Below are 13,768 nucleotides of genomic sequence, written 5' to 3'. Positions count from 1 at the left end.
CGCCAAGCGTTGATGCTGGCCGAACGGCCGGCCCCGCGTAGGGCGATCGGGAGCCGTCGGTTACAATAGCGTCCTTCGCAGACGGCCGCTTCGGCATCGTTCCGGCCGTTCTTCTGCACTCCCATCCCACGCAAAAAACGCCCGCGCGGCACGACAGGCTTATGCACATCCACATCCTCGGTATCTGCGGCACGTTCATGGGCGGTCTTGCGGTCCTCGCGCGCGGAGCGGGTCATACCGTGACGGGCTGCGACGCCGGCGTCTATCCGCCCATGAGCACGCAGCTCGAGGCACAGGGCATCGGCCTGATCGAAGGTTACGACGCGGACCAACTGAACGGCCTGAACGCGGATCTGTTCGTGATCGGCAACGTCGTCTCGCGCGGCAATCCGCTAATGGAAGCGATTCTCGACCGCGGCCTGCCGTATGTGTCCGGCCCGCAGTGGCTCGGCGAGCATGTGCTGAGCGGCAAATGGGTGCTGGCGGTGGCCGGCACGCACGGCAAGACCACCACCAGTTCCATGCTGACCTGGCTGCTGGAGGACGCCGGCCTGAATCCGGGCTTCCTGATCGGCGGCGTGCCGTTGAATTTCGGCGTGTCGGCGCGTCTGACCGATTCGAGCTTCTTCGTGATCGAGGCCGACGAATACGACACGGCCTTCTTCGACAAGCGCTCGAAGTTCGTCCATTACCGCCCCAAGACCGCGGTGCTGAACAATCTGGAGTTCGATCACGCTGACATCTTCCCGGATCTCGCCGCGATCGAAACGCAGTTCCATCACCTGATCCGCACGGTGCCGGGCATTGGCCGGGTCGTGACGAACGGCCGCGAGGACGCGTTGGAGCGCGTGCTGACGCGCGGTTGCTGGAGCGAAGTGGAGCGTTTCGGCGTGCAGGGCGGCTGGGAAACGCTGCCGGCGGAAGAAGGCGTGCCGGTCGACGAACGTTTCGCCGTGTATCACAACGGCGCACGCGTCGGCGAGGTCGAGTGGCAGGTGCAGGGCGAACATAACCGTATGAACGCGCTGGCCGCGATCGCCGCTGCGCGCCATGTCGGCGTGCCGCCGGCGCAGGCCGCGCATTCGCTGGCAAGCTTTCGCAACGTGAAGCGCCGCATGGAAGTGCGCGGCAGCGTCGACGGCGTGACGGTGTACGACGACTTCGCGCATCATCCCACCGCGATCGATACGACCGTGGCCGGCTTACGCGCGCGCGTCGGCCGCGACAACACGCGGATTCTGGCCGTGCTGGAGCCGCGCTCGAACACCATGAAGCTGGGCGTGATGAAGGCGCAATTGCCGGCCAGCCTGGCCGACGCCGATCTCGTATTCGGCTACGGCGCGGCCGCCGGTCGCGACGCGCTCGGCTGGAATCTCGGCGAAGCGCTCGCGCCGCTCGGCGGCAAGGCGCAGGCTTTCGACAATCTGGACGCGCTGGTCAAAGCCGTGGTTCACGCCGCGCGCCCCGGCGACCAGATTCTGGTAATGAGCAACGGCGGCTTCGGCGGCGTGCATCAGAAGCTGCTCGACGCCCTTTCCGCGCGAGGCGCTGCGTGATTCTTTATCTGCACGGTTTCCGTTCTTCGCCCAATTCGTTCAAGGCGCGCGTGCTGGCGGCGCGTCTGGTGGAACTGGGTCGCAGCGACGAATGGTGCTGCCCGATGCTGCCGGTGTCGCCGTTCGAGACGGTGGCGCTGGTCGAATCGCTGGTGGCCGCGGCCGGCACGCCGCGCGTGACGGTGATCGGCAGTTCGCTCGGCGGCTATTTCGCCACGTATCTGGCGGAAAAACACGGCTGGCCGGCGGTATTGTTGAACCCGGCGGTGGTGCCGCAGCGCGACCTGAGCGCCTATCTCGGCGAGCAGCCGTTGTGGCATGGCGGCGGCAGTATTGTCGTCGAGCCGCATCATCTGGACGAATTGCGCGCGCTCGGCGTCGCATCGATCACGCAGCCCGAACGCTATTATTTGATGGCCGCCACCGGCGACGAAGTGCTCGACTACCGCGAAATGCTCGCGCACTATCCGGGCGCACGCACTACGCTGATCGAAGGGAGCGACCACGCGATCAGCGAGTTTGCGCAATACGTCGATGAGGTGCTGGCCTTTTGCGACGCGGAAGATATCGAACCGCCGGCGCCGCGCGAGGCCGCCTGAGTCGGGATGGCCCGGCGAACCGGTGCGCGACAGCAAGGCTACCTGTCGCGTTGCACAAACAGTTTCAACAGGATTCAACCCAGCTTCAACCCGCCGGCGCGCGCATCGCGCCGCGGATCCACTACCACGAACACGTTGCCGTGCCGCGCACGCAAGTGACCGATCGCCGAACCGGGTCGGACGCGCCGGCAGATGCAAGTCAGAACGAGAGTATTGAGTGAACGTTTTCTTCGAGGAATCGGGCAGTTTCAAGGCGGGCAGCGTGCTGTCGCGCCAGGGCGATGCTTTTCAGGTCGAGTTGCCGGGTGGCCGGCGTGCAAAGGTGCGCGCCAAAGACGTGTTGATCGAGTTCGAAAAACCGAGCGCAGCCGAGCTGATGCAGCAAGCCGACACCGCCGCGCAGGAGATCGATCTGGACTTCCTGTGGGAGTGCGCGCCTGAAGACGAATTCCCGTTCGCCGCATTGGGCGCGGAGTATTTCGGCGAAGGCTTCGGGGCGATCGAGCGTGCCGCATTGGTGCTGCGCTTGCACGGTTCGCCGGTGTACTTCCGTCGCAAGGGCCGCGGCATGTATCAGCGCGCGCCGCAGGAGCAACTGAAGATGGCGCTGGCCGGCCTCGAGCGCAAGCGTCAGCAGGCGCTGGTGCAGGCGGGCTACGAAGACGAGCTGAAGGCCGGCCGTCTGCCGGAAGGCTTCACCGGCAGCAAGGCGCTGGGGCTGCTCACCAAACCCGACAAGAACACGATCGAATACAAGGCGCTCGAAGCCGCCGCTGCCGCGCGCGGTATTTCGCAAGCGCGTTTGATGCTCGACAACGGCGCGATTCCGTCGGCGCGCGCGCTGCACGAGGCGAAATTCCTGTCGGAATTTTTCCCGCACGGCACGGGTTTTCCGCCGGTCACGGTCGGCGGCTTGCCGGAAGATTTGCCCGAAGCCGACGTGCAAGCCTTCTCGATCGACGACATCACCACGACTGAAATCGACGACGCGTTCTCCGTCGAGCATCTCGGCGATGGCCGTTTGCGGATCGGCGTGCACATCGCCGCGCCGGCGCTCGGCATTCAGCGTGGCGACGAGGTCGACGCGATCGCGCGCACGCGCCTGTCCACGGTCTATATGCCGGGCGACAAGATCACGATGTTGCCCGACAGCGTCGTTGAAGCGTTCACGCTGGCCGAAGGCGGCTTGCGTCCGGCGTTGTCGCTGTATGTGATCGTCAATCGCGAGACGCAGGAAATCGTCGCGAGCGAAACGCGCGCCGAGCGCGTGTTCGTGAAGAACAATCTGCGCCACAACACGCTCGACGAGCTCGTCACCGAAGAGGCGCTCGCCGCCGGCACCGGCGAGTATCCGCACAAGGAAGACATCGCCGCGTTGTGGCCGTTCGCGCAGGCGCTGTTCGAAAAGCGCCAGGCCGCGCGTGCCGGCTACGGTCTGCGTCGCGAGGTGCAGCGCAATACCGACTTCAACTTCTATGTGGAAGGCGAGCACATCACGATCACGCCGCGTCGGCGCGGTTCGCCGCTCGACACGATCGTCGCCGAGCTGGCGATTCTCGCCAACTCGTCGTGGGGCGCGTTCCTGCACGACCACGGTGTGCCGGGCATCTATCGTACGCAGCGCGCGTTCGGCGCGCCGACCGGCCCGAAGCGCACCCGCATGCAGACCAACGCCGCGCCGCACGAGGGCCTCGGCGTGACGCAATACGCGTGGAGCACGTCGCCGCTGCGCCGTTACGTCGACCTGGTGAATCAGTGGCAATTGATCGCCTGCGTGCAGCACGGCGTGACCGCCAAGCTGGCCGCGCCGTTCAAGCCGAAAGACGCCGATCTGTTCGCCGTCGTGCAAGGTTTCGACGACACCTATAGCGCGTATGCCGATCACCAGCGTCGCATGGAGTACTTCTGGTGTTTGCGTTGGCTGAAGCAGGAGAACCGCAAGCAGGTGGTGGCGTCGGTGGTGAAGGGCGATCTGGTGCGTCTGGAAGAAATTCCGTTGCTGCTGCATGTGCCGGGTCTTGGCGTGCATGCACGCGGTACGCGTCTGCAGATGGAAGTGATGTCGATCGACGAACTGACCGTCGAAGCGTCCGTGCGTCTGCTGCACGTGCTCGACGCGCCGGCCGTGACGAGCGGCAGCGAGGCTGAAGAAGCCGAGGAAGCCGACGAGAGCGAAGAAGAGATCGTCGACGCGCCGGACGACAGCGCCGAAGGCGAAGCCGAGGCCCAGGCCGAAGCGGAGCTCGACGGCGCCGAAGCGAGCGGCGAGGGCGACAGCGCCAGCCACGCGCAAAGCGCGGATGGCGCCGGCACGACCGACGCCACCAATGCCACCAATACCGCAGCGGATCAGCACATCGCGGAGCCGGGACGATGAACGCGACCGATTCGCTCGATCGTTACGCGGTGATCGGCAATCCGGTCGGGCACAGCAAATCACCGTTTATCCACGGACGCTTTGCCGCGCAGACCGGCGAGCCGGTCGAATACGGCCACCTGCTCGCGCCGGTGGACGCGTTCGAGTCGCACGTGCGCGCGTTTGTCGAAGCGGGCGGGCGCGGTTTGAACGTGACCGTGCCGTTCAAGCTCGACGCGCATGCATTCGCCGACACGTTGTCGCCGCGTGCGGCGGCGGCGGGCGCGGTGAACACCCTGCGTTTCGACGCAAACGGTGTTTACGGCGACAACACAGACGGCTTTGGCCTCGTGCGTGACATCGAAGTGAATCTTGGCGTGTCGTTGAAGGGCGCACGCATTCTGTTGCTGGGCGCGGGCGGGGCTGCGCGTGGCGTGGTACTGCCGATGCTGGATCGTGCGCCGCATACGCTGACCATCGTCAATCGTACGGCGGCGAAGGCTGAGGCGCTGGTCGCTCAATTCGCGCAGGCCGCGCGCGACGCCGCGTGCCGTCTGAGCGGCGGCAGCGCGGCAGCGATCGAGGCGGGCGCTTACGACGTGATCGTCAACGCGACGGCGGGCAGCCTGGAGGCGTCGTTGCCCGAGTGCGACGACCGGGCGTTTGGCGATGGGACGTTGGCTTACGACATGATGTACGGTGCGCAGCCCACGGTGTTCATGGAGCACGCGCGCAAGTTGGGTGCGCGTGGCGCGGACGGGTTGGGCATGCTGGTCGAGCAGGCGGCCGAATCGTTTTACGTATGGCGCGGCGTGCGGCCTGACGGCGCGCCGGTGCTGGCCGAACTGCGTGCGTTGTTGAGTGCGCCGTCTCCCGTTTAGGGCGGCCGATTCACTTTGTCGAATTCACCGATTCGAGGACGGGAAGCACGATGACAGCGACGCGGCGCGGAAGCCGGCCAGGTCCGGTGCGATGGATGTTTTATCTGGGCATGGTGGTGGCGATTGCATGGCTCGCGACGCAGGCGTTTTATTTCGCGCAGATTGCGGTGTGGAATTCCGTTAATCCTTCTTCGACGGCTTTCATGCGGTCGGATGCTTGGCGGTTGTCGCAGGATCGGCCGGATCTGGCGTTGCAGCATACGTGGGTGCCGTATGAGCAGATTTCGCACAATTTGAAGCGGGCGATTATTGCTTCTGAAGATGCGAATTTTGTTAATAATAATGGGTATGAGACCGATGCGATTTTGCAGGCTTGGGAGCGGAATAAGGCCAAGGGTAAAATTGTTCGCGGTGGGTCTACCATTACTCAGCAGTTGGCCCGGAATCTGTTTTTGTCGCGGGAGAAAAGTTATATCCGGAAAGGGCAGGAGCTTATTATTACGTGGATGCTTGAGACCTTGATGGATAAGCAGCGGATATTTGAGATTTATCTCAACTCCGTTGAGTGGGGGAATGGGGTCTATGGGGCTGAAGCCGCGGCTCATTATTATTATAAAACTTCGGCGAGTAAGTTGACCGCTGGGCAGTCGGCCAGGTTGGCGGTTATGCTGCCGCAGCCTAAGTATTTTGATGAGCATCGAGGGTCGGGGTATTTGGCTCAGAGGTCGAGGGTGATTGCCCGTCGTATGGGGGCTGCGGAGTTGCCCGATTAAGTGGGTTTTTTTGCCTGCTCGGCGTTTTGGGTGTTTTTTTTAGGGTGTTGGCCTTTTCTTGCTTTCTTAGTGGTCTATTGGCGTTGCCCCTGTGCGGGGCGGCACTTACTTTCTTTGCCGCCGCAAAGAAAGTAAGCAAAGAAAGCGGGCTCACACCGCCAGCTTATAAGTGGGTCCCCCGCACAGCCACGGCAGTGGCTCATCTGGAATCCGTGCTCTTGCACATTTCCCGCTAGTGGCACAGCAGTCATTCTTCCGGCGGCGCTGCGCGCGCCGTTGTGGTTTTTCCGTAAATCTGGATTTCATTTCTCGCTGGCGAATTCTTCACTGCCTGCATCGCTCAAAATCGCCTGTCTTTTCTCGCATTCGCGAGAGTCGTGGTGCATGGCGAATTTAGAAAAAAGATTATCTTCGGCATCTCGCTGAGGCGAAAGCGACGTCTCGCTACGCGAAAAAGCCCCCGTGTTTCCGAACGACCGTTCCGCCGCGCGCGCAGCGCGAGGCGGGATGAATGAGTCCTTTGTCACGGGTGCGGAGTGTGCGGGGGCACGGATTCCAGATGAGCCACTACCGTGGCTGTGCGGGGGACCCGCTTATGGGCTGGCGGTTTGAGCCCGCTTTCTTTGCTTACTTTCTTTGCGGCGGCAAAGAAAGTGAGTGCCGCCCCGCACAGGGGCAACGCCAATAGACCACTAAGAAATCAAGAAAAGGCCAACACCCGCAAGCTCGCAGCCAAAAAACCCAACCCCACGTCAGCAAAAAATCCCATTATATGAATCAAACACTCACATATTGGAGCTTTCCAAAAACCGCCCTAGAATCCAACCCAACACGCACAGCGGCGACAAAAAAAGTCCCCGCCCAAGCGACAGCACCAAAAAAAACCGGAGACAAACCAAACCATGCCACCCAAGCAAAGGCAGCCCCACCACGCCAGTGGTAAAGCGGGCAAAGCAAGCAAAGCGGGCAAAGCAAGCAAAGCGGGCAAATCAGGCCACCTCTCCGGCCCCGCGCTGTAAGCGCAAAAAACCACCCAAAAGCGAATCGCCATGAACAAAGCGATGCCAACCCACGCCGCGAGCGCGTCCGAAGCCGACCTGGCGTCGCCAGCCGATCACGGAACGCATGCCGCCGAGCATCAGCCGATCGCGGCCAAACCGCCGCGTGCAGCCGGCACCGCAAACGCGAACCCGAAAGTACCGGCCCAGCGCTCCACGGCCGACGAAATCGCCCTCCCGAGCACGCTGCTGGACATCACCCCGCAACAAGCCGGCACGCAAACGCTGCTGCGCGGTCTCGCGATTCTCGAAGCCGCCGCCGCTGGCGTGCGTGATCTGCGCACCTTCGGCGCCGCGCTCGGCACGACCCGCAGCACCACGCATCGGCTGGTTAGCAGTCTCGTCCAGGCGCGCTACCTGCGTCAGGTGCAAGGCGGCTATCTGCTTGGCCCGAAACTGATCGAACTCGGCACCATCGCGCTCGAACAGATGCCGCTCACCGCGGTCGCGCGCCAGCATCTCGAATCGCTCGCGGAACAAACGCTCGACACGATCCATCTCGGCGTGCGCGACGGCGACGATGTGCTCTACATCGACAAAATCCCCGGCACCCGTGGCCTCGAAATGCGCTCGCGCGTCGGTCATCGTATGCCGCTGGCGTCGACGGGAATCGGCAAGGCGATGATGCTCGACCTCACGCCCGACGTCTGGCAGTCGCTGTTCGATGCGTCGCGGCGCGCGCTCGCGGGCGTCAGCTTCAAACCGGATAACCGCCCCGACGCGCAGACCTTCATGCAGCGCATGACTAATTACGCAGCCGGCGGCTATACCTTCGACCTCGAGGAAAACGAGGCGTCGATCCGCTGCGTCGCGGCCCCCGTGCGCGATGCGTCGGGCGCGGTGGTGGCAGCGCTGTCGGTGGCGAGCACGATTCCGTATATGTCGCTGGAACGCATGGATGAATTGATCCCGGTCGTGCAGCGCGAAGCGCGCGCGATCTCGGAAGAACTCGGCTGGCGCGCCCCGCAACCCGCAACCCGCAGGATCAAACGATGAAGCCAGCGGGTTCCTCCACACCGGCTAACCATCCCGTCGCCGCACAGGCGGCAGGCGGGGCGGATGTCGCCGCGCATGCGAGCGCCGTCGCAAACACGAACGCCAACGCAGCCGGGAGCGCGACCGGTACCGCCAACCTCACCCAAGCCGCGCTGATCGCGCTCGACTGGGGCACGACCTCACTGCGCGCGTATCTCTTCGACGCCGACGGTCAAGTGCTGGCCACGCACGCATCGACGGCCGGCATCATGAATCTGCCGCGCCCCGCCGAACAAGGCGGTTTCGACGCGGCTTTCGACGACGCCTGCGGCGCGTGGCTCAAGCAGGCGCCCGGCGTGCCGGTGATCGCGGCCGGGATGGTCGGCAGTGCGCAGGGTTGGATGGAAGCGCCGTACGTCGAAGCGCCGGCGAGCGCCGAAGCGCTGGTGGCGGGCATCGTCAGCGTGAAGGCGGCATGTGGCGTCACGCTGCATATCGTGCCGGGCGTGCTGCAACGCGGCGAGTTGCCCAACGTGATGCGCGGCGAAGAGACGCAGATTTTCGGCGCGCTCGGCCAGGAAGCGAACGCGGAACACGCCGCGAACACGGCCAACGCGAATGCGGCCCAAACCGCCCCGTCCAAGCGCGCCCTGATCGGCCTCCCCGGCACCCACGCCAAATGGGCGGTCGTCGAAGCCAACCGCATCGAACGTTTTCACACCTTCATGACCGGCGAAGTCTTCGCGGCACTGCGCGAACACACGATCCTCGGCCGCACGATGCTGACGCCGGACCACGCGGACACCGCCGCCTTCCTGCATGGCGTGAAGATCGCGCGCGATCGGGGTCAGGCAGGCGTGCTCGCCACGATCTTCAGCAGCCGTACGCTGGGTCTCACCGGACAACTGTCGCGCGAACAGCAACCCGACTATCTGTCGGGCCTGCTGATCGGCCACGAACTGGCCGGCCTTGAAGCCGTGCTGATGCAGCAACAGAATTCGGTCGCGGGACAAAGTCTGCGTCTGATCGGCAATGAAGCGCTGTGCGAACGCTATCGCCTCGCGCTGGCGCAATTCGGCTGCACCCAGGCGGAACTGGTCAAGCACGCTACCGAGCGCGGCCTGTGGCGTGTCGCCTCGCAGGCGGGACTCGTCAATCCGGCCGCTCACGCGGCCCGCGCCGGCTAGGCGGCCACACCGCCGCTCACGAAACAAGGAATCGACATGCAACCTCATATCAATCTGCCCGCACCGTACATGCCGCACGCGGGTCTGATCGCGGCCTTCGAGGTGTGTCCGCTGATCGCGATCATGCGCGGCGTGACGCCCGCCGACGCCGCCGATCACGGTCAGGCGCTGTATGAAGCGGGCTTCCGCATCATCGAAGTGCCGTTGAATTCGCCGCAACCGTTCGACAGCATCGCCGCGATCCGCAAGGCGTTGCCGGCCGACGCGATCGTCGGCGCGGGCACCGTGCTGCATCCGAGCTTCGTCAACGAGGTGAAGTCGGCGGGCGGCGAACTGATCGTCATGCCGCATAGCGACCCGGAAGTCGTGATCGCCGCGAAAGCGCAAGGCATGGCCTGTTCGCCGGGCGTCGCGACGCCGAACGAAGCCTTCATCGCGCTGAAGAACGGCGCGGACGTGCTCAAGATGTTCCCCGCCGAACAGCTCGGCTGCCAGGTCGTGAAAGCCTGGCGCGCGGTGATCGCGGCGCAGGTGCCGCTGGTGCCCGTCGGCGGCATCACGCCGGACAACATGGGCCCGTTTCTCAGCGCCGGCGCGAACGGTTTCGGCCTCGGCTCCGCGCTGTACAAGCCGGGCCAGAGCGCGGCCGTGACGGCTTCGCATGCGAAGGCGTTTATCAACGGTTTGCGGATTGCCCGCGCCGGGGCAAAGAAATGACACGGCTCGCCGGCAAGGCTGCATTGATCACCGGCGCCGGGCGCGGCATCGGCGCGGCGATCGCGCTCGCCTTCGCGCGCGAGGGGGCGGCGGTCGTGCTGGCGGAGCTGGATCTCGACAGCGCGCAACAGACGGCGGAACGCATCCGTTCGCAAATGGGACGGCGCGGCCAGCACGAAGCGCGTGTGCTCGCGGTGCGTACCGACGTCACCCAATCGGCCTCGGTTCAGCACGCGGTAAGCGAAGCCGAACAGACCTTCGGCCAGCCACTGGACGTGCTGGTGAACAACGCCGGCATCAACGTGTTCCGCGACCCGCTGACCATGACCGACGACGACTGGCGCCGCTGCTTCGCGGTCGACCTCGACGGCGTCTGGAACGGTTGCCGGGCGGTGCTGCCGGGCATGGTGGAACGCGGCGCGGGCAGCATCATCAATATCGCGTCGACGCATTCGTTCAAGATCATTCCGGGCTGCTTTCCGTACCCGGTCGCGAAGCACGGCGTGATCGGCCTGACGCGCGCGCTCGGCATCGAATACGCGCCGCGCAACGTGCGGGTCAACGCGATCGCGCCGGGATACATCGAAACGCAATTGACGCATGACTGGTGGAACGAACAAGCCGATCCGGCGGCGGCGCAGCAGGCCACGCTCGATCTGCAGCCGATGAAGCGCATCGGCCGCCCGGAAGAAGTGGCGATGACGGCGGTGTTTCTCGCATCGGACGAGGCGCCGTTCATCAACGCCTCCTGCGTCACCGTGGATGGCGGACGTTCAGCGCTGTACCACGACTGATTTTTACAGCCGTTTCGCAGTACCCAAATTGCGCTGGGGCGCAATGAGTTCACCGGACGACGCGCTGGCCGCGTGTGTCACACCCGGTACAAGAAAACGCGGCCAATAACCTTCTCGTTATCTATTAATTAGTCAGGAGACACGCATCATGAAACGTAGAATTTTCCTCACGCTGGCAGCAGCGGCGACGGGTGTGCTCTTCAACGCACCGGTGGCGCAGGCGGCGGACCCGGTGAAGATCGGCTTCCTCGTGAAGCAGCCGGAAGAACCGTGGTTCCAGGACGAATGGAAGTTCGCTGAAATCGCCGCCAAGGAGAAGGGCTTCACTCTGGTGAAGATCGGTGCGCCGTCGGGCGAGAAGGTGATGAGCGCAATCGACAACCTGTCGGCCCAGAAAGCGCAAGGCTTCGTGATCTGCACGCCCGACGTCAAGCTCGGACCGGGCATCGTCGCGAAGGCGAAAGCCGACGGCCTGAAGATGATGACGGTCGACGATCGTCTGGTCGACGGCGCGGGCAAGCCGATCGCTTCGGTGCCGCATATGGGCATCTCGGCATACAACATCGGCAAGCAGGTCGGCGACGGCCTGGCTGCGGAAATCAAGAAGCGCGGCTGGGACATGAAGGACGTCGGCGCGATCGACGTGACCTACGAACAACTGCCGACCGCGCATGACCGCACCAGCGGCGCGACCGACGCACTGGTCGCCGCCGGCTTCCCGAAGGCGAACATCGTGATGGCGCCGCAAGCGAAGACCGACACGGAAAACGCTTTCAACGCCGCCAACATCGCGCTGACCAAGAACCCGCAATACAAGCACTGGGTGGCCTATGCGCTGAACGACGAAGGCGTGCTCGGCGCGGTGCGTGCAGCGGAAAGCCGCGGCTTCAAGGCGGACAACATGATCGGTATCGGCATTGGCGGCTCGGACTCGGCCTTGAACGAGTTCAAGAAGGCAACGCCGACCGGCTTCTACGGCACGGTCATCATCAGCCCGAAGCGCCATGGCGAGGAAACCTCGACGCTGATGTACGACTGGATCACGCAAGGCAAGGAACCGCCGATGCTCACGCTGACCACCGGCATGCTGGCCACGCGTGACAACGTCGCCGACGTGCGCGAGAAGATGGGCCTCGCGTCGAAGTAAGGTTTCAGCAAAATCGCGGCAAAACGCAGTGCGATGAAGTGAACTGCCGGCGCGTCGTTTCTCAAGAGATCGGGCGCGCCGGCAGCAGCAGTAGCCAATAAGCAAGATGAGCAACATGAGTAGTTGAGACAACAGAGGAGGCGGAAGTGTCAGCGACGCTACGTTTTGACAATATCGGCAAAGTCTTTCCAGGCGTGCGTGCGCTCGACGGTGTGTCCTTCGACGTCAACGTCGGCCAGGTGCACGGCCTGATGGGCGAAAACGGTGCAGGGAAATCGACCCTGCTGAAGATACTCGGCGGTGAATATCAGCCCGACTCGGGCCGCGTCATGATCGACGGCAACGAGGTGCGCTTCACCAGCGCCGCGTCGTCGATCGCGGCGGGGATCGCGGTGATTCACCAGGAACTGCAATACGTGCCCGATCTGACGGTCGCGGAAAACCTGCTGCTCGGCCAACTGCCGAACTCGCTCGGTTGGGTCAACAAGCGCGAAGCCAAACGCTTCGTGCGGGAACGGCTCGAAGCGATGGGCGTGGCGCTCGATCCGAACGCGAAGCTGCGCAAGCTCTCGATCGCGCAACGGCAGATGGTCGAAATCTGCAAGGCTCTGCTGCGCAACGCGCGCGTGATCGCGCTGGACGAGCCGACCAGCTCGCTGTCGCATCGCGAGACCGAGGTGCTGTTCAAGCTGGTGCGCGACCTGCGCGCCGACAACCGCGCCATGATCTACATCTCGCACCGCATGGACGAGATCTACGAATTGTGCGACGCCTGCACGATTTTCCGCGACGGTCGCAAGATCGCGTCGCATCCCACGCTCGAGGGCGTGTCGCGCGACACCATCGTCAGCGAGATGGTGGGGCGTGAAATCAGCGACATCTATAACTACTCGGCACGGCCGCTGGGCGAAGTGCGCTTCGCGGCGAAAGCGATCGAAGGTCATGCGCTCGCGCAACCGGCCAGCTTCGAGGTGCGGCGCGGCGAGATCGTCGGCTTCTTCGGTCTGGTGGGCGCGGGCCGCAGCGAACTGATGCATCTGGTGTACGGCGCGGATCACCGCAAGGCCGGCGAGATCATGCTCGACGGTAAGCCGATCAAGGTGCGCAGCGCGGGCGAAGCGATCCGCCACGGCATCGTGTTGTGTCCGGAAGACCGCAAGGAAGAAGGCATTGTCGCGATGGCGACGGTGTCGGAGAACATCAACATCAGTTGCCGCCGTCACTATTTGCGCGCGGGCATGTTCCTCGATCGCAAGAAAGAGGCGGAAACCGCGGACCGTTTCATCAAGCTGCTGAAGATCAAGACGCCGAGTCGTCGCCAGAAGATCCGTTTTCTGTCGGGCGGCAACCAGCAGAAGGCGATTCTGTCGCGCTGGCTCGCCGAGCCGGATCTGAAGGTGGTGATTCTCGACGAACCGACGCGCGGCATCGACGTCGGCGCGAAGCATGAAATCTATAACGTGATCTACCAGCTGGCCGAACGCGGCTGCGCGATCGTGATGATTTCGTCGGAGCTGCCCGAAGTGCTCGGCGTGTCCGACCGGATCGTCGTGATGCGCCAGGGCCGGATTTCCGGCGAACTGTCGCGCAAGGATGCAACCGAACAAACCGTGTTGAGCCTGGCGTTGCCGCAAAGCTCGACCGCACTACCCGGAACCCAGACCGCCGCTCAGCAGGCAGCCTGACCATTATTTGGACGAAAGTCCGGCAACCCGTGGGGAACGG

General features: G+C 63.9%; 11 protein-coding genes. All 11 read left to right on the top strand.

What is annotated here, in order from left to right; genetic code table 11:
- The first annotated feature begins 161 nt into the window (after positions 1-161).
- The 11 genes from mpl to araG all read left to right on the top strand — a co-directional run bounded on the left by mpl (position 162) and on the right by araG (position 13,728).
- Complete coding sequence (gene mpl / locus B0G83_RS21835) at positions 162-1,556, top strand: UDP-N-acetylmuramate:L-alanyl-gamma-D-glutamyl-meso-diaminopimelate ligase (RefSeq protein ID WP_105509476.1); 1,395 nt, start codon at positions 162-164, stop codon at positions 1,554-1,556.
- A complete protein-coding gene (locus B0G83_RS21830; RefSeq protein ID WP_105509475.1) occupies positions 1,553-2,155 on the top strand; it encodes a YqiA/YcfP family alpha/beta fold hydrolase in 603 nt (200 codons plus the stop codon). The genes mpl and B0G83_RS21830 overlap by 4 nt, the downstream gene beginning before the upstream one ends.
- 217 nt (positions 2,156-2,372) lie before the next feature.
- A complete protein-coding gene (locus B0G83_RS21825) occupies positions 2,373-4,532 on the top strand; it encodes a ribonuclease catalytic domain-containing protein (RefSeq protein ID WP_105509474.1) in 2,160 nt (719 codons plus the stop codon).
- Positions 4,529-5,392 (top strand): shikimate dehydrogenase, encoded by an 864-nt coding sequence (gene aroE / locus B0G83_RS21820; protein ID WP_105509473.1) that lies wholly within the window; start codon positions 4,529-4,531, stop codon positions 5,390-5,392. Before B0G83_RS21825 ends, aroE begins: the two co-directional genes overlap by 4 nt.
- A 50-nt stretch (positions 5,393-5,442) precedes the next feature.
- Positions 5,443-6,165 (top strand): monofunctional biosynthetic peptidoglycan transglycosylase, encoded by a 723-nt coding sequence (gene mtgA, locus B0G83_RS21815; RefSeq protein WP_105509472.1) that lies wholly within the window; start codon positions 5,443-5,445, stop codon positions 6,163-6,165.
- A gap of 1,049 nt (positions 6,166-7,214) precedes the next feature.
- Positions 7,215-8,219, top strand: a complete 1,005-nt coding sequence (locus B0G83_RS21805) for an IclR family transcriptional regulator (protein ID WP_105509470.1) — start codon at positions 7,215-7,217, stop codon at positions 8,217-8,219.
- Positions 8,216-9,385 (top strand): 2-dehydro-3-deoxygalactonokinase, encoded by a 1,170-nt coding sequence (locus B0G83_RS21800; RefSeq protein ID WP_105509469.1) that lies wholly within the window; start codon positions 8,216-8,218, stop codon positions 9,383-9,385. The genes B0G83_RS21805 and B0G83_RS21800 overlap by 4 nt, the downstream gene beginning before the upstream one ends.
- 36 nt (positions 9,386-9,421) lie before the next feature.
- The gene (locus tag B0G83_RS21795; RefSeq protein WP_105509468.1) at positions 9,422-10,102 is read left to right on the top strand and encodes a 2-dehydro-3-deoxy-6-phosphogalactonate aldolase; all 681 of its coding nucleotides are present in this window, start codon (positions 9,422-9,424) and stop codon (positions 10,100-10,102) included.
- Positions 10,099-10,896 carry an SDR family oxidoreductase gene (locus tag B0G83_RS21790; protein ID WP_105509467.1) on the top strand — a complete coding sequence of 266 codons (798 nt, stop codon included), beginning with the start codon at positions 10,099-10,101 and terminating at the stop codon, positions 10,894-10,896. Before B0G83_RS21795 ends, B0G83_RS21790 begins: the two co-directional genes overlap by 4 nt.
- Positions 10,897-11,044: 148 nt before the next feature.
- On the top strand, positions 11,045-12,043 hold the full coding sequence (locus tag B0G83_RS21785) for an arabinose ABC transporter substrate-binding protein (RefSeq protein WP_105509466.1): 999 nt from the start codon (positions 11,045-11,047) through the stop codon (positions 12,041-12,043).
- A gap of 146 nt (positions 12,044-12,189) precedes the next feature.
- Entirely contained in the window at positions 12,190-13,728 is a 1,539-nt protein-coding gene (gene araG / locus B0G83_RS21780; RefSeq protein ID WP_105509465.1) for an L-arabinose ABC transporter ATP-binding protein AraG, read from the top strand.
- Positions 13,729-13,768: the final 40 nt, after the last annotated feature.

The sequence above is a fragment of the Paraburkholderia sp. BL21I4N1 genome, assembly GCF_002973525.1.
Classification (GTDB): domain Bacteria; phylum Pseudomonadota; class Gammaproteobacteria; order Burkholderiales; family Burkholderiaceae; genus Paraburkholderia.
The sequence above is the reverse complement of the archived record's forward strand: the minus strand, read 5'-3'. Positions and strand labels throughout refer to the sequence as shown.